This is a genomic window from Nocardioides marmorisolisilvae (assembly GCF_003725775.1).
Lineage (GTDB): Bacteria > Actinomycetota > Actinomycetes > Propionibacteriales > Nocardioidaceae > Marmoricola > Marmoricola marmorisolisilvae.
This window is the reverse complement of sequence record NZ_RJSG01000002.1, coordinates 781456-797863: the sequence shown is the minus strand read 5'-3', so window position 1 is coordinate 797863 and position 16408 is coordinate 781456. Positions and strand designations below refer to the sequence as shown.

At 69.9% G+C, this 16408-nt stretch carries 16 protein-coding genes and 1 tRNA gene; 7 read left to right on the top strand and 10 right to left on the bottom strand.

The features are described from left to right. Positions 1-18: 18 nt before the first annotated feature. The 7 genes from EFL95_RS07690 to EFL95_RS07660 form a co-directional block, all read right to left on the bottom strand. Positions 19-1182 (bottom strand): sensor histidine kinase, encoded by a 1164-nt coding sequence (locus EFL95_RS07690; RefSeq protein ID WP_123233426.1) that lies wholly within the window; start codon positions 1180-1182, stop codon positions 19-21. Further along, the gene (locus EFL95_RS07685) at positions 1179-1853 is read right to left on the bottom strand and encodes a response regulator transcription factor (RefSeq protein WP_123233425.1); all 675 of its coding nucleotides are present in this window, start codon (positions 1851-1853) and stop codon (positions 1179-1181) included. The genes EFL95_RS07690 and EFL95_RS07685 overlap by 4 nt, the downstream gene beginning before the upstream one ends. Then, a complete protein-coding gene (locus tag EFL95_RS07680; RefSeq protein ID WP_123233424.1) occupies positions 1850-2353 on the bottom strand; it encodes a hypothetical protein in 504 nt (167 codons plus the stop codon). Before EFL95_RS07680 ends, EFL95_RS07685 begins: the two co-directional genes overlap by 4 nt. A gap of 156 nt (positions 2354-2509) precedes the next feature. Beyond that, positions 2510-2584, bottom strand: a tRNA-Val gene (locus tag EFL95_RS07675). A gap of 188 nt (positions 2585-2772) precedes the next feature. Continuing rightward, positions 2773-3234, bottom strand: coding sequence for a peroxiredoxin (locus tag EFL95_RS07670; protein WP_123233423.1), 462 nt, complete (start codon positions 3232-3234; stop codon positions 2773-2775). A gap of 34 nt (positions 3235-3268) precedes the next feature. After that, complete coding sequence (locus EFL95_RS07665; RefSeq protein ID WP_123233422.1) at positions 3269-3688, bottom strand: DUF3052 domain-containing protein; 420 nt, start codon at positions 3686-3688, stop codon at positions 3269-3271. 100 nt (positions 3689-3788) lie between these two features. Beyond that, positions 3789-4100 (bottom strand): hypothetical protein, encoded by a 312-nt coding sequence (locus EFL95_RS07660; RefSeq protein ID WP_123233421.1) that lies wholly within the window; start codon positions 4098-4100, stop codon positions 3789-3791. An 83-nt stretch (positions 4101-4183) separates the two neighbouring features. Between EFL95_RS07660 and aceE the strand changes: the two genes are divergently transcribed. Continuing rightward, a complete protein-coding gene (gene aceE, locus EFL95_RS07655; RefSeq protein WP_123233420.1) occupies positions 4184-6982 on the top strand; it encodes a pyruvate dehydrogenase (acetyl-transferring), homodimeric type in 2799 nt (932 codons plus the stop codon). An 89-nt stretch (positions 6983-7071) separates the two neighbouring features. Here aceE and EFL95_RS07650 read toward each other — a convergent pair whose 3' ends face one another. Further along, on the bottom strand, positions 7072-8031 hold the full coding sequence (locus EFL95_RS07650) for an alpha/beta fold hydrolase (RefSeq protein ID WP_246004848.1): 960 nt from the start codon (positions 8029-8031) through the stop codon (positions 7072-7074). A 197-nt stretch (positions 8032-8228) separates the two neighbouring features. Between EFL95_RS07650 and EFL95_RS07645 the strand changes: the two genes are divergently transcribed. The 6 genes from EFL95_RS07645 to EFL95_RS07620 all read left to right on the top strand — a co-directional run bounded on the left by EFL95_RS07645 (position 8229) and on the right by EFL95_RS07620 (position 14679). Continuing rightward, the gene (locus EFL95_RS07645; RefSeq protein ID WP_246004847.1) at positions 8229-9374 is read left to right on the top strand and encodes a PucR family transcriptional regulator; all 1146 of its coding nucleotides are present in this window, start codon (positions 8229-8231) and stop codon (positions 9372-9374) included. Between the two features lie 79 nt (positions 9375-9453). After that, a complete protein-coding gene (locus EFL95_RS07640) occupies positions 9454-10638 on the top strand; it encodes an acyltransferase domain-containing protein (RefSeq protein WP_123233419.1) in 1185 nt (394 codons plus the stop codon). Beyond that, positions 10635-11654 (top strand): beta-ketoacyl-ACP synthase III, encoded by a 1020-nt coding sequence (locus EFL95_RS07635; RefSeq protein WP_246004846.1) that lies wholly within the window; start codon positions 10635-10637, stop codon positions 11652-11654. The genes EFL95_RS07640 and EFL95_RS07635 overlap by 4 nt, the downstream gene beginning before the upstream one ends. 48 nt (positions 11655-11702) lie before the next feature. Further along, positions 11703-11951 carry an acyl carrier protein gene (locus EFL95_RS07630; protein ID WP_123233418.1) on the top strand — a complete coding sequence of 83 codons (249 nt, stop codon included), beginning with the start codon at positions 11703-11705 and terminating at the stop codon, positions 11949-11951. A 47-nt stretch (positions 11952-11998) separates the two neighbouring features. Further along, complete coding sequence (locus EFL95_RS07625; RefSeq protein WP_123233417.1) at positions 11999-13255, top strand: beta-ketoacyl-[acyl-carrier-protein] synthase family protein; 1257 nt, start codon at positions 11999-12001, stop codon at positions 13253-13255. Next, on the top strand, positions 13255-14679 hold the full coding sequence (locus EFL95_RS07620) for a carboxyl transferase domain-containing protein (protein ID WP_123233416.1): 1425 nt from the start codon (positions 13255-13257) through the stop codon (positions 14677-14679). The genes EFL95_RS07625 and EFL95_RS07620 overlap by 1 nt, the downstream gene beginning before the upstream one ends. A gap of 111 nt (positions 14680-14790) precedes the next feature. On the opposite strand, the gene EFL95_RS07615 is transcribed toward EFL95_RS07620, so the two are convergent. Together EFL95_RS07615 and EFL95_RS07610 are read right to left on the bottom strand one after the other, a co-directional pair. After that, positions 14791-15294: a DUF3145 domain-containing protein gene (locus tag EFL95_RS07615; protein WP_123233415.1), complete on the bottom strand. Its 504-nt coding sequence runs from the start codon at positions 15292-15294 to the stop codon at positions 14791-14793. A 176-nt stretch (positions 15295-15470) separates the two neighbouring features. Further along, positions 15471-16406 carry an alpha/beta fold hydrolase gene (locus tag EFL95_RS07610; protein WP_123234853.1) on the bottom strand — a complete coding sequence of 312 codons (936 nt, stop codon included), beginning with the start codon at positions 16404-16406 and terminating at the stop codon, positions 15471-15473. Between the last annotated feature and the right edge of the window lie 2 nt (positions 16407-16408).

The following is a 16408-nucleotide window of genomic DNA, read 5'->3' as shown; positions in this document are numbered from 1 at the left end:
TTCAGGTGGGTGGACGGCCTAGTCCCAGACCACCGACGCGACGGCACCGTGGGTGCCGTTGACCAGGACCAGATGAGCACCCGAACGCTCGGCGAGAGCAGCGCAGATGCTCAGTCCCAGCCCCGAACCTGCGGTAGGCCCGTGGGCGGCGAACCTCTGCGGGCCTGACGCGATCAGTGCCTCCGGAAACCCGTTGCCGTGGTCGCTGACCCGGATCGTCTTGTGCTCGACCTCGACCGTCACCGGAGACCGTCCGTGCCGCAGCGCATTGCCGACGAGGTTCGCCACGATGCGGTCGACGGCGATCGGGTCCAGGTGCACCGCAACCGAGCCGCGGACGACCAGGTCGACGCCCCGGAACTCCGACGTCACCTGGGCGGCGATCACGGCCAGGTCTGCGTGCTCCAGCTCTCCATGCACGTCGCGTTCGGCGCGCGCCAGCTCGAGCAGGTCCTCGACCAGCCGGCGCAGACGAGCGATCTGGCGGCGGACCAGGTCGTTGGCATCGCCCTCGGGGAGCAGCTCTGCGGCGGAGACCAGGGCCGTCATCGGGGTGCGCAGCTCGTGCGCGACGTCGGCGGAGAACTCCCGCTCGCGGTCCAGGCGTGTTCGCAGCGCGGCGGTCAGGCCCTCCACCCGGTTGACGAGAGCCGAGACCTCGTCCCCGTCGGAGCCGTCCTCGGGACCGCTCGACCCGAACCGTTGCGCTGCCTGACGCAGTCTGAGAGTGAGCGAACCGGCGACCTGCCACCCCAGGACGGCACCGATCAGCGCGACCAGTGCCGCGGAGGCGATCAGCGCCGCGTGCAGGCCCTTGCGTTGCGCACGGATGCCCGCGTCAGGAACCTGCACGCTGAGCACGACACCATCCGGCCGGCGCAGCGCGGCCCACATCACCTGGCCGTCGTACTCGGTGCTCGCCTGACCGGGCCGGATCGCTGCGACCAGGTCTGCCGGGACGGCTCCGGGGCTCACCGACGAGCCGAGAGGCGCGCGTCCGGTGAGGTCGTACGTCGCGGTCGCGACCCTGAGCTCGTCGAGGGCCTGGACGCGGAGCTGGGACCGGGCCGCGGGAGCCACCTGGGCGTCGACCACGAACCCGTTGACCGCGGAAGACAGGCACGCCAGGAGCAACATCGTCGCGGCGACCCGCAGTCGGATCGACCGGTGCCACGGAGTCACCGGGCGACCAGCTTGTAACCGAAGCCGCGCACCGTGACGATCAGCCCGTCGCCGAGCTTCGACCGCAGCCGGAGGACGTTGGTGTCGACGACCCGCTCGTCGATCCAGTCCTCGTCACCCCACACCCGCCGCAGCGCTTGCGGTCGACTGACGACGATTCCGGCGTGATCGAGAAGCAGCTCGAACAACCGGAATTCGGTCGAGCTCAGGAGCACCGGCTCACCCTTCCGGGTGATCGAGCGGGAACGGCGGTCGATCTCGACATCGCCGACCAGCTCCACGGATCCGCTTCCTCCGCGCCGTACCAGTGCCCGCAGACGAGCCGCGAGCACGTCTCCGTCGAACGGCTTGGTGACGTAGTCGTCCGCTCCTGACTCGAGCCCGGTGACGACGTCGCCGGGGAGGTCGCGCGCGGTCAGCAGCAGGATCGGGATCGAGGACTCGGCACGCAGGCGCTTGGTGAGGCTCAGCCCGTCCAGCCCCGGCATGGCGATGTCCACCACCAGGACGTCGAAGGGTTCCGCGGCGAAGATCTCTTCGCCGCGGAACCCGTCCGCCGCCGTCCGGACGTCGAATCCGTGCCGCCCCAGAACTAGGGCGGTGGTCTCGCGGACGTCGGGGTCGTCCTCGACGAGGAGGACCCGAAGCCCGGACGCGGACGAGGACGTCACGGGGTCTCGGGGTTCCCGTCACGGTTGTCCAGGTCGAAGGTCGCGCTCCCGCCCGGGGCCGACGCTGGCGCCGTACCGGTGAAGTGGAGCTCGATCGATCGGTACTGCGCCGTTCCGCCCTTGACCGCCCGGTTGGTGGCGACCACGGTGACCGGGTAGGAGTGGAAGCTGCCGTCCGCGCACGTGGGGGTGCAGTCGTTCTCCTCGAAGGTCGCGGTGCCCTGCGCGCGGTCCCCGCCCCAGTTCTTCCAGTCGACCGCCTTCAGGTCGGCATTCGCGTCGGCACAGGCGAGGGCGACCTCGCTCGGGCGAGCGATCGGCTGACCGAGGCAGGTGAGCAGATAGGTGTTGGCGGAGGACGCCGCGTCGAGCTTGGCGTTCACCGGAGTTCCGTCGACGCCGGTCGAGGACCACTGCCTCGAGACGACGGCGATCAGGGCGATCAGGGCTGCCGCCACCAGGGCCAGGGTCCGGGTGCGATTGATGGAGATGGATGACATGACTGCTCCTCACGTGGGCTCCCGGTCGGGAGCGAGTGCCCAGACGTTAGGAACCTGATGTCGCAGTGACGTCCCAGGAAGGTGGCGGTTACGTGACAGACCGCAGCGAGTTCCGACGGCGCGGGTCGCGATGCCTCAGCGCCGTCGTGCAGCTGGTGGTGGGCGCGGAGGGGATCGAACCCCCGACATCCTCCTTGTAAGGGAGGCGCTCTACCGCTGAGCTACACGCCCCGATGAAATCGGTACTGGAACCGGCACAGACTAGAGGCCGGGGCGCGGGCAGAAGAAATCCTGGAGACAAAAAAGCTGCGACCGCTGACGTCTCGGGTCATCAGCGGTCGCAACACGGCAATCTTGTCAGACCTGCTGTCAGATTCAAGCCTCCGACGCCAATCGGGTGATCAAATGGCCCGAAAGGACTAGACGGCCTGCCGCAGGTGGGTGGCTTGGGTGTCCAGATCGCGCGCTTCGCCCATTTGGTTGTGCACCGACCAGGCGATCCGACCGGCCTTGTCGACGACGAACGAGGAGCGCGTCGGGCAACCCTGCTCGGCATCGAAGACCCCGTACGCCGAGGCCACCTCGCCGTGCGGCCAGTAGTCGGCGAGCAACGGGAAGAACAGTCCGTCGCGGTCGGCTACGGCACGCTGGGTGTAGACGGAGTCGCAGGAGATCGCGACCAGCGTGGTGTCATCGGTCTCGAACTCGCCGAGCCGGTCACGGAAGCCGGTCAGCTCCCCGGTGCACACGCCGCTGAAGGCGAAGGGGAAGAACACCAGCAGCACGGCCTTCTCGCCGAGCACCGAGGAGAGCTTGAACTCGGCCCCGTGCTGGTCGCGCAGGGCGAAGTCGGGTGCGTGGTCCCCCACCTGGAGCGGCATGGTCTCAGTGTGCACTGCGGGCGAGGTCGCCCGGTCAGCGGGACTTCGGGGCGACCAGCTTGGTCGCCGACCAGTCAGCGCTGACCGAGACCGTGGTGGTCGTCGAGAGACCCGCGATCGGGGCCGCCTCGGTGATCTCCGAGGGCTCCACGGCGTTGGGGCGGCCCACCTTCGGGCACAGCAGCCAGACCGAACCGCCACCGACGAGGTCGGTCAGCGAGTCGACGAGCGCGTCGACCAGGTCGCCGTCGCCGTCGCGCCACCAGAGCACGACCGCGTCGACCACGTCGCCGTAATCGCCGTCCACGAGATCGGCGTCGACCGCGTCCTCGATCGAGACGCGTACGGAGTCATCGACGTCTTCGTCCCAGCCCAGCTCCTGGACCACCATGCCGGACTTCAGTCCCAGTCGGTCGGCCGCCAACTGGCCGGCGTCCCCTGCGGGCGGGTTCACGTCGATGCCTCGTTTCTTCGCTCGTTCCGCGCCCTTGGTTGGATGCGGATGCCCAAGTTCAGCGGACTCACGTGTCCGAACGCAAGCCCGCGACCGTGTGTCACGGCTCGATCCGGCCCTTGAACCGCTTGAGCGCGTCCGCGACGAGGGGCGGGACGAAGAACAGACCGAGCACAACTCCGGTCACCTCGGCACCCGTCGCGAGGCCCTCGTTGTCGTGGTCGAGCACCCCGGTGACGAGGCCGACGAGCCCGATCCCGGCGAACAACCAGATCCGCCAGGCGCTCCACGTCAGCAGCGCACGCGAGCGCCAGCGCATGAAGTCTCCGAATCCGTCGCCCCAGGGCGCGACGACCTCGGGCTCCTCGGCCGGTTGGTCAGCGCGGTGGCTGGCTGGCTGCGGATCGGACACCCGCTCATCGTGGCCGCTTGCGGGGCGGTGGACGTACTGATCGGTAGATTTCGTCGCTCGTTTGATCGTGCCAAGATGCAAGGGTGCCCGATGAGAACACAGACTCTGAAGCCCGCCCGGCTCCGGCAGCACCCCCCGTCATCCACGAGGGACTGCCGACCCAGCTGCCCGACATCGATCCTGACGAGACCACCGACTGGATCGACTCCTTCGACGCGCTGATCGACGACCGCGGACGCGAACGCGCCCGGTACGTGATGCTGCGCCTGCTCGAGCGAGCGCGCGAGAAGGCCGTCGGCGTGCCGGCCCTGCGCAGCACCGACTACATCAACACCATCCCGCCCGAGCGCGAGCCGTGGTTCCCCGGTGACGAGGACGTCGAGCGCCGTATCCGCGCCTTCATCCGCTGGAACGCGGCGGTGATGGTCTCCGACGCGAACCGGCCGGGCCTGGAGGTCGGCGGCCACATCGCGACGTACCAGTCCTCCGCCTCGCTCTACGAGGTCGGCTTCAACCACTTCTTCCGCGGCAAGGACCACCCGGGAGGCGGCGACCAGATCTACATCCAGGGTCACGGCTCCCCCGGCATCTACGCCCGTGCCTTCCTCGAGGGTCGACTCGACGAGCAGCAGCTGCTGAACTTCCGCCAGGAGGTCCAGCACGGCATCGGCAAGGGCCTCTCGTCCTACCCGCACCCGCGGCTGATGCCGGAGTTCTGGGAGTTCCCGACGGTCTCGATGGGCCTGACCGGCATCAACTCGATCTACCAGGCGCGGTTCAACCGCTACCTGGCCAACCGCGGCATCAAGGACACCGCCGACCAGCACGTGTGGGCGTTCCTCGGTGACGGCGAGATGGCCGAGCCCGAGTCCCTCGGCGCGATCCGGATCGCGGCCCGCGAGGAGCTCGACAACCTCACCTGGGTGATCAACTGCAACCTGCAGCAGCTCGACGGACCGGTGACGGGCAACGGCAAGATCATCCAGGAGCTGGAGGCCAACTTCCGTGGCGCCGGCTGGAACGTGATCAAGGTGATCTGGGGTCGCGACTGGGACGAGCTGCTGGCCCGCGACGTCGACGGTGTGCTGGTCAACAAGATGAACACCACGCCCGACGGCCAGTTCCAGACCTTCTCGGTCGAGGACGGCGCCTACAACCGCGAGTACTTCTTCGGGCCGGACCCGCGGCTGCGCAAGATGGTCGAGCACATGTCCGACCGGCAGATCGAGAAGCTGCCGCGCGGCGGTCACGACTACCGCAAGGTCTACGCCGCGTTCGACGCTGCCACCAAGCACGTCGGCCAGCCGACCGTGATCCTGGCGCACACCATCAAGGGGTGGACGATCGACGCACTGGAGGGCAAGAACGCCACCCACCAGATGAAGAAGCTCAAGCTCCCGGACCTGCTGAAGTTCCGTGACCGGCTCTACCTGCCGATGAGCGACAAGGAGATCACCGAGGCGTACGAGACCTCGGGCACGGCTCCGTTCTTCCACCCGGGCGAGAAGTCGCCCGAGATCGAGTACATGCTGGAGCGTCGCCGTTCGCTCGGGGGTTCGCTGCCCAAGCGCGTCATCCGCGCCAAGCCGCTCAAGGTCCCCGGCGACGAGATGTACGCCGAGCTCAAGCAGGGCTCGGGCAACAACAAGATCGCCACCACGATGGCCGTCGTCCGGTTGCTCCGCGACTGGATGAAGGATCCGGAGATCGGCAAGCGCATCGTCCCGATCGCGCCGGACGAGTACCGCACCTTCGGCATGGACTCGATGTTCCCGACCGCCAAGATCTACAACCCGGGCGGCCAGCAGTACGAGGCCGTCGACCGTGCCCAGCTGCTGAAGTGGCGCGAGTCGACCGACGGCCAGATGCTGCACGAGGGCATCTCCGAGGCGGGCGCGATGGCTTCGGCCACGGCTGCCGGCTCGTCGTACTCGACGCACGGCGAGGCGATGATCCCCTTTTACATCTTCTACTCGATGTTCGGGTTCCAGCGGACCGCCGACTCGATCTGGGCGATGGCCGACCAGCTCTCGCGCGGTTTCCTGATCGGCGCCACCGCCGGCCGCACGACGCTCACCGGTGAGGGTCTCCAGCACGCGGACGGTCACTCCCCGCTGCTGGCGGCGACCAACCCGGCCGTCGTGCACTACGACCCGGCGCACGCCCACGAGATCGCGCACATCATGCAGGACGGCCTGCGTCGGATGTACACCGTCAGCGACGAGCACCCGCTCGGCGAGGACGTCATCTACTACGTGACCGTCTACAACGAGCCGGTCAGCCAGCCGGCCGAGCCGGAGAACCTCGACCTCGAGGGCCTACTCAAGGGCATCTACAAGTTCGGCAGCGGTCCGGACCTGGGCGGTGCGCCGAAGGTGCAGCTGCTCGCCTCGGGCGTCGGCTTCCCGTGGATCCTCGAGGCGCAGAAGATGCTCGCCGAGGAGTGGGGCGTCAGCGCGGACCTGTGGTCGGTGACCTCGTGGAACGAGCTGGCCCGTGACGCGATCGCGACCGAGCACGACGCGCTGCTGAACCCGGAGGCCAGCCCGCGGCTGCCGTTCGTGACCGGTCGCCTCGACGGCGCCCCCGGCCCGTTCGTCGCGGTCTCGGACTACATGCGTGCCGTGCCGCTGCAGATCGCGCGCTGGGTGCCTGGCGACTTCCACGTGCTCGGCACCGACGGCTTCGGTTTCGCCGATACCCGTCCGGCCGCGCGTCGCTTCTTCAACGTCGACGCCCCGTCCGTGGTCGTGCAGGCGCTCCAGGCGCTCGCCGCTCGGGGACAGGTGAAGCCGGAGACGGTGACCGAGGCGTTCAACCGCTACCGGATCAACGACCCGACGGCTGTGCGCGGCGTGATGCAGGAGGGCGGCGACGCCTAGCGCTCACCTATGCGCGCTTCTCACCGGGTTTCGACAGGCTCAACCAGCACGTGTCGGTTGAGCCTGTCGAAACCCGGTGACGTACGCAGCTACGCAATCGGGCCGGACGCAGCCGGGACGAGCTGGAGCTGCTCGCTGACCGGCGTGCTCGGCCCGTTGCGCAGCAGCGTGCGCCAGCGTCCCCGGTGGTAGGTGGCGGGCCGGGTCGAGCGGATGAAGTCGTTGACGATCTTCACGAACCGCTCGGGGTGGTCCTTGTGCGGGAAGTGGCCGGCGTTGCCGAGCACCTCGACCTGGGCTCCGGGCGCGATCACTGCGGCGCGGTCTGCGTGCTCGACGGGGATGACCTTGTCCTCGGTGCCCCAGACGACCAGCATCGGCATCTCGCGGGTCAGGTAGGCCCGGTCGACCATGGTCACGATCTGACCCCGGACGTCGACCACCGCCCGCACGACGTGCGAGATGGCGGCGCGGGCGCCCGGGTCCTTGAAGGAGTCGTAGATCTCGGCGACCTCGTCGAGGTCGTGGGTCAGCGACATCCCGGTCCGCGACAGGGCTCGCATGCCGGCCATGCCGACGTGCCGCACGCCGGGAACGGTCAGAGCCGCCATCGCCATCTTGAAGCCGGGCAGCGACACCGCGCGGATCATCGGGGTGACCTCGGGGCCGAGCCCGCCGGGCGCGACCAGGATCATCCGCTCGGTGCGCTCGGGGAACTGGTAGGCGAACTGCATCGCCACACCGCCGCCGAGGCTGTGCCCGACCACGGTGACCTTGTCGATGTTCAGCACGGTCAGCAGGTCGCGCATCCCGTTCGCGTAGCCACCGACCGAGTAGTCCGCGCGCGGCTTGGCGCTGCGGCCGTGGCCGAGGAGGTCCGGGGCGATCACGGTGTACTTCTTGGCCAGCGAGCGGATCACCGGGTTCCACGTCGTGTGGTCGCAGCCGAGTCCGTGCAGCAGCAGGAGGGCGGGGCCCTGGCCGGCCATCACGTAGGCGCGTTGGTGTCCGTGGATCGTGACGTGCTGGACCTCGAGCGACTCGGCCACGCGAACCCTCTCTGAACCTCGGTTGTGCAGCCCCGTTCTGGCGCCAACTGGATGACGAGTCAACCAGAGGAAGATGACGCCTTTGTTGCGAGGTTCGTCGACTCGCCCGAAGTTGTGACTGCTGTGACGCCTGTGGCGGACGGGAACCACTGGTCTAGAACCTGCGGGTAACCGTCGCCAGGCGGCAGGATGGCCCCGTGACCCGGACCCGCGCCCAGATCGCCCAGCGCCTGACCCGCTCCAGCGGGGCGCTGTCGACCGCGGCGCTGTCGCGCATGGAAGTGGACATGCCGTGGGTGACCGAGCTCCCGGCCGAGGACCGGTCCTTCATCGGGCTCATCGTCCAGGCGGGCATCAAGTCCTTCATCGACTCCTACCGCAACGAGAAGGAGTCCTCGCCGCTGATCGCCGAGGTCTTCGGTGTCGCTCCGCGCGAGATGGCCAGCGAGATCACCCTGGAGCAGACCGTCGCCATGGTCCGGCTCTCGGTGATCGTGGTCGACGAGAACCTGGACGAGCTGCTCGGCGAGGACGCGGAGCACGCCCGCAGCGCGCTGAACCGCTATGCCCGCGAGATCGCCTTCGCCACCGCCGAGGTCTACGCCCGGGCAGCCGAGCAGCGCGGCGCCTGGGACGCCCGGCTCGAGGCCCTCGTCGTCGACGCCCTCTTGCGCGGCGAGGACCCGGAAACCATCTCCAGCCGCGCCAGCGCGCTCAGCTGGGACGTGTCCGGCAACGTGCTGGTGATGATCGGCAACCTGACCAGCCGCAGCGCGATGGACCACGTACGCCGGGTCGCCCGCGACAAGAACCTCGGCTGCCTGTGCGCGGTCCAGGGAGACCGGCTCGTCGTTGTGCTGGGCGGGGTCGACAAGACCGGCCGACCGGCCAACACCGTCGCGGAGGCGTTCGACCCGGGTCCGGTGGTGCTCGGACCGGTGGTGGCCACGTTGACCGACGCCAAGATCTCCGCCGACGCGGCGCACTCGGGGCTCCGGGTGGCCCACGGCTGGCCCGACGCCCCGCGCCCGGTGCACGCCGAGGACCTGCTCCCCGAGCGGGCTCTGGCCGGCGACGAGGACGCGCGACGGGCGTTGATCGAGGCCGTCTTCGCACCCCTGGCGGCGGCCGGTGGCTCGGTCCTGGAGACCGTGGAGTGCTACCTGTCCTGCGGATCCTCGATCGAGACGACCAGCCGCACGTTGTTCGTGCACGCCAACACGGTCCGGTACCGCCTCAAGCGGGCCGCGGAGGTCACCGGGCTCACCCCCTCGCATCCACGGGACTCCTACACGCTCAGGCTCGCCGTGACGTTGGGCCGCCTGGAAACCCCGGAGTTGTAGGAAACCTCCAAAGTTTCGGTCTCGGATTTCGTGCGCTGCGCACCCGTGGCGGCACCACGAGGTCGGCGACAGTAGTGGGGTGCTGATCATCGTTGCTCCCGGACAGGGTTCCCAGACTCCAGGCTTCTTGCTGCCCTGGATGGAGGACCCGCAGTTCGCCGAGCGTCTGCACTGGCTCAGCGCGGTGGCGGGCCTGGACCTCGGCCACTACGGCACCGAGGCCGACGCCGACACCATCCGGGACACCGCGATCGCGCAGCCGCTGATCGTCGGCTCCGGCCTGGTCGCAGCGCTCTCACTGTTCCCGCACCCCTCCGACGCCTTCGGCCGGATCGGCGCGGTCGCCGGTCACAGCGTCGGCGAGCTGACGGCCGCAGCGGGTGCTCGGGCGATCAGCGCCGAGCAGGCCATGGTTCTGGTCCGCGAGCGTGGCAACGCCATGGCTCGCGCGGCCGCGGTCACCCCGACCGGGATGACCGCCGTCCTCGGCGGCGACGAGGCGGAGGTGATGGCCGCACTTACGCAGCACGGTCTCACCGCCGCCAACGTCAACGCCGAGGGCCAGATCGTGGCGGCGGGGACGATGGAGCAGCTGGCCGCGTTCGCCGCCGCTCCCCCGGCGAAGGCCCGACTGATGCCGCTGTCGGTCGCCGGGGCGTTCCACACCGAGCACATGGCGCCGGCGGTCGGGGTGATGGGCAAACTCGCCCTTGCGGTCTCGACGCACGACCCGCGGACCGCAGTGATCTCCAACTACGACGGCCAGGTCGTCCACGACGGCCGCGACGTGGTCCGGCGGATCGTCAAGCAGGTCGCCCGGCCGGTGCGCTGGGACCTGTGCCTGGCCACCATGCGCGACCTCGGCGTCACCGGCATCCTGGAGATGCCGCCGGCCGGGACCCTGACGAACATCGCCAAGCGCGCGCTCCCGGGCGTGGAGACCTTCGCACTGAAGACCCCCGACCAGCTCGACGACGCCCGCGCCTTCGTGAACAAGCACGGCGACCCGTCCCCGATGGACATCCACCCGACCTGGCGGATGCTGGTCTCGCCGTCGAAGGGCACCTTCGTGAAGACCGCCGGTGACGAGGGCGACTCGCTCCTGGCCGCCAGCTCGATCGGTTCGGTGCGCTCCACGCGCGACGAGACCGCCGTGCTGGCGCCGTACGGAGGCACCATCGTGGAGTGGCTCGTCGAGGACGGCGACCTCGTCTCCCCCGGCCAGCCGCTGGTGCGGCTGCACCCGGAGGGTGTCGCGGTATGAGCCCGCAGGCAGGCACCGTCGCCTGGGAGATGCCGACCGGGGCGCCGCACGCGGCGATCCTGGGACTCGGCGTGCACCGGGCCAAGCGGGTCGTGCCGAACGCCGACGTGATCGCGGCGATCGACTCCAGTGACGAGTGGATCCAGCAGCGCTCGGGCATCAAGGAGCGGCGCTGGGTCGGCCCCGAGGAGACCCTGGAGTCGATGGCGCTCGCCGCCTGCGAGCAGGCGCTCGCCCACGCCGACATCGACCCGGCTCAGATCGACGCGATCGTGGTCGCGACCTGCACGCACACGATGCAGACCCCGGCCCTGGCCGCCAAGCTCGCGCACCTACTCGGCACCCAGGCCCCGGCCGCCTTCGACATCTCGGCCGCCTGCGCCGGCTTCTGCCACGCGCTCAGCCTCGGCTCGGACATGGTCCGCGCCGGCACCGCCCGCCACGTGCTGGTGGTCGGCGCCGAGCTGCTCTCGGAGATGACCAGCAAGACCGACCGCAGCACCGCCTTCATCTTCGGTGACGGCGCGGGCGCGGTCGTGGTCGGTCCGTCCGAGACGCCCGGCATCGGTCCGGTCGTCTGGGGCTCCGACGGCGAGCAGTACGACGCCATCCGGCAGAGCACCGACTGGCGCGAGGTCCTCGCCGACGAGCACCCCGTGATGCCGCACATCGCGATGGACGGCGCGACGGTCTTCCGCTGGGCCTCCTTCGAGATGGCCAAGGTCGCCGCCGCCACGCTGGACCGCACCGGGATCTCGGTCGAGGACATCGACCTGTTCATCCCGCACCAGGCCAACATGCGCATCATCGACGCGATGGCGCGGGCGATGAAGCTTCCCGAGCACGTCCGGATCGCGCGGGACATCGCCGAGCAGGGCAACACCTCGGCAGCGTCCGTCCCGCTCGCACTCGGCCGGATGTACGAGGACGGCACCGCGAAGAGCGGGGACATCGCCCTGCTGATCGCCTTCGGCGCCGGGCTCTCGTACGCCGCCCAGGTCGTCCGCATCCCCTGAATTTCCCTATCAGAAATCGCTCCACCCAACACAGAAGAGGAACCAGCAATGGCTACCACCGAAGAGATCCGCACCGAGCTCGCCGACATCGTCAACGAGGTCACCGGCATCCCCGCGGGCGACGTCCAGCTCGAGAAGTCGTTCACCGACGACCTCGACGTCGACTCGCTCTCGATGGTCGAGGTCGTCGTCGCGGCCGAGGAGAAGTTCTCCGTGCGCATCCCCGACGACCAGGTCAAGAACCTGAAGACCGTCGGCGACGCCGTCAGCTACATCGAGAAGGCCCAGGCGGCCTGAACCGAGCAACACCCGTCAGCACCGAGCAGGAGTAAGGAAGGGTCGGCATGAGCCGAAGACGAGTCGTCGTCACCGGGATGGGTACCACCAACCCGGTCGGCGGAGATGTGCAGAGCACCTGGGAGGCGTTGGTCGCCGGGCGCTCCGGCATCCGCCGGCTGCCCGAGGACTTCTTCCCCGACCTGCCGGTGCAGATCGCCGGCACCGCGGCCGTGGACCCGGCCGACGTGCTGGACCGGGTCAAGGCGCGCCGGCTCGACCGGTCGGCCCAGCTCGCGATGGTGGCCGCGCTCGAGGCCTGGGCCGACGCCGGTCTGGCTGAGACCGAGGGCGTCGTCGACCAGGAGCGTCTCGGTGTCGCCGTGGCCTCCGGGATCGGTGGCGTCACCACGCTGCTGGCGAACTACGACACCCTGCTCGAGAAGGGTCCGCGCCGGGTCTCCCCGATCGCGGTCCCGATGCTGATGCCGAACGCGCCGGCCGCCAACATCGGCCTGCACATCGGCGCGCGGGCCGGGGTGCACACTCCGGTCTCGGCCTGCGCGTCGGGCAACGAGGGTGTCGCCCTGGCCGTCGACCAGATCCGGCTCGGCCGGGCCGATGTCATGGTCGCCGGCGGTACCGAGGCCGCGATCCACGCCCTCCCGATGGCGGCGTTCGCCCAGATGATGGCGCTGTCGAAGACCGGCAGCGAGCCGGGCGGCGACCCGACCACGGTCTCGCGTCCGTGGGACACCGCCCGCGACGGGTTCGTCCTCGGCGAGGGTGCCGGGATCCTGGTGCTCGAGGAGCTCGAGCACGCTCAGGCCCGCGGCGCCCGGATCTACGCCGAGGTGCTCGGCGCCGGGATCACCAACGACGCCCACGACATCGCCCAGCCGGACCCCGAGGGCCGCGGTGGCACCCGGGCGATCCAGCGGGCACTCGACGACGCCGGGATCTCGCCGGGCGACATCGCGCACGTCAATGCCCACGCCACCTCGACCCCGCAGGGCGACGTGGCCGAGGGCCTGATGATCCACGCGACGCTCGGCAAGTACGCCGACGAGGTGGTGGTGACCAGCACCAAGTCGATGACCGGCCACCTGCTCGGCGGAGCCGGCGCCCTGGAGTCGATCGCCACGATCCTGGCGATCCACCACCGGCTGGCGCCACCGACGATCAACCTCGACAACCTCGATGCGGCCGTCGAGCTGGACATCCCGACCACGGCCCGCGAGCTGCGCGGTGGCGACATCGCCGCTCTGAACAACTCGTTCGGCTTCGGCGGGGCCAACGTCGCCGTCGCCTTCGGGAGCCTGTGATGACCACGATCGCACCCCCTCCGGTCGAGAAGCCGGCCCGCGAGGAGGACCCGCGGCACCCGCTCCAGCGCCTGGCCGCGTTCTTCGACGACGGGATGTTCTCGCCGATCTCCGCGGTCGACGACTCCGGCATGCTCGCCGCGGTCGGCCGGGTCAACGGCAAGACCGTCGCCGCGTTCTGCTCCGACCCGACCGTGATGGGCGGGGCGATGGGCGCCGAGGGCTGCAAGGTCGTCGTGGCCGCCTACCAGCGCGCGCTGACCGACCGGATCCCGATCGTCGGTCTGTGGCACTCCGGCGGCGCGCGGCTGGCCGAGGGTGTGCTCTCGCTGCACGCGGTCGGCGAGATCTTCCACGCGATGACCAAGGCCTCGGGCACGATCCCGCAGATCTCCGTCGTCCTCGGCCCGGCTGCCGGCGGTGCGGCGTACGGGCCGGCGCTGACCGACGTCGTCATCCTCGGTCCCGAGGGTCGAATCTTCGTGACCGGCCCGGACGTGGTCCGCTCGGTCACCGGCGAGGACGTCGACATGCTCCGGCTCGGCGGCCCCGAGCCGCACGGCCGTCGCTCCGGCGTCGTGCACGTGCTCACCGACTCCGAGCGCGAGGCCCTGGACAAGGCCCGTGACCTCGCCTTCCTGCTCGGCGCCCAGGGCACCCTGGACGTGAAGGCGGTCGAGGACATCGATCTCGGCGCGCTCCTGCCCGAGTCGAACAAGCGCGCCTACGACGTGCACCCGCTGGTGGAGAACGTCCTGGACGCCGGCACCGCGATCGAGCTGCACGCGAAGTGGGCGCCGAACATCGTCACCGCCCTCGGACGCTTCGGCGGCCGCACCACCGGCGTGATCGCCAACAACCCGCTGCGGCTCGGCGGCTGCCTGGACTCCGCCTCGGCCGAGAAGGCCTCGCGGTTCGTCCGGATGTGCGACGCGTTCGGCATCCCGCTGATCGTGCTCGTCGACGTGCCCGGCTACCTGCCCGGCGTCGGCCAGGAGTGGGACGGCGTCGTACGCCGGGGCGCGAAGCTGCTGCACGCCTTCGGCGAGTGCGTGGTCCCTCGGGTCACCGTGGTCACCCGCAAGACGTACGGCGGCGCCTACATCGCGATGAACTCGCGCTCGCTCGGCGCCACCAAGGTGTTCGCCTGGCCGGATGCCGAGGTCGCCGTGATGGGCGCCGTGGCCGCCGTCCGGATCCTGCACCGCCGCAAGCTGGCCGACGTCTCCCCGGAGATCCGCCCGCAGGTCGAGGCCGAGCTGGCCGAGGAGCACGCCCGGATCGCCGGCGGCGTCGAGAAGGCTGTCGAGATCGGTGTCATCGACGAGATCGTCGAGCCGAATGCCACCCGGTCGGCCATCGCCCAGGCGATCGCGGCGGCCGGGCTGGTCCAGCGCGGGGCGCACACCAACATCCCGCTCTGAGCCGAACGGTCGCTCCCTCACCGTCGAACGGTCGCTGATCACAGAAGCACGTTGGGCCCGGCCACCAGGCCGGACCCAACGCTCTCTACTCCCTGAGAAGAAAGTTCTTGTTCACACGACCTGGTGCAGCCAGCGGACGGGCACGCCGTCGCCGGCGTACCGGAACGTCTCCAGCTCGTCGTCCCACGGCTTGCCGAGCAGCTTGTCGATCTCGAGCTCGAGGGTGGTCTCGCCGAGCGCGGCCTTGATCACCGCGGCCTTCAGCCGGTCCTCGGGGATCATCAGGTCGCCGTGCAGCCCGCTGACGCCGTGGAAGACGCCGAGGTCGGGCGTGTAGGAGAAACGGGCGCCCTCGGTCGCCGAGGTCGGGTCCTCGGTGACCTCGAAGCGGAGCTGGTTCCAGCCGCGCAGGGCCGAGGCCACGGCCGCAGCCGTGCCGGCGTCGCCGCTCCAGGAGTACTCGGCACGGTAGGTACCGGCCTGGGCACCCTGCTGGGTCCACGCCAGGTTCACGGCGTTGCCGAGCACACCGCCCACGGCCCACTCGACGTGCGGGCACAGCGCAGACGGCGCCGAGTGGATGTACAGGACTCCACGGGTCGCAGTGCGTGTCACGACAGACCTCCTTCAAAACCGGCGTTGAGCTACGCCTTCCCCAGCGGGCTCATCGGACGAAAGAGGTCCTGTGACGATTGTGCACTTGTGTTCTCATTGTGACTGAATCCAGGCGTGAACGCCAGATAACACGGTCAGATTTCCGTGCCGGATTTCAGGACAAAACGGGGCAGGATTCAGCCCTTGCGAGCGCCGGCGGCCTTCTTGACGGCCTTGCGGGGGCCGAGCTCCATCAGTGTCTGGAGCACCTCGGTCGCCACGCCCATGCCGCCCAGGTGGGACTCCCCGTCGATGGTCGCGAACTGCGCGTCCGGCAGCCGCTCGACCATGTGCACGCCGTGGGCGTGCGGGATGATGTGGTCCGCGTCGCCGTGCCACCAGCGCACCGGGACCGAGACGTCGGCAGCCTCGAAGCCCCAGGGGCGGGTGAACAGGATGATGTCGGCGAGCGGGGCGCCCACCTGGAACCGGGCGCCGTTGATCAGGTCGTCGAGGAACATCGCCTTGAACTCGGGCCGGCCGAGCAGCTCCTTGTCGCCGCGCGGCTGGACCGCTGCGTAGCCGTCGATGGCGACACTGGCGAGCGGCTTCACCAGGCGGATGCCGAGGGCGAGCGCGTAGGAGAGCGGGATCCGGGTCGCGGCGACGATCGGGGCGGCGTACGGGGCCACCTCGACCAGTCCCCCGCGGATCGCGTCCGGGCCCTTGGTCGGGGCGACGCCGCCGAGGACGCCGATGCCGTGCACGCGCTCGGGCAGCGCCGCACCGGCGGCCAGCGCGTACGGGCCACCACCGGAGAGGCCGATCACCCGGAAGGTGTCGACGCCGAGGTTGTCGGCGAGGACCTCGAGGTCACCGGTCCAGTCGAGGATGTTGTCGTACAGGTGCGGGGTCGAGGTGCCGATGCCGGGACGGTCGACGCCAATGATGCGGACGTCGTGCTGCTCCGCGAACATCCGGGCCTCGACCGGGACCTGCCGGCGACCGCCCGGGGTGCCGTGCAGCCAGAACACCGCGGCACCGCGCGGGGTGCCGAACTCGGCGAAGGACAGCCGTCGGTCGTCGCGCACGGCGACGGTGCCTTCGAGGCGGGGGCGGGCCAGTTCGAACATGC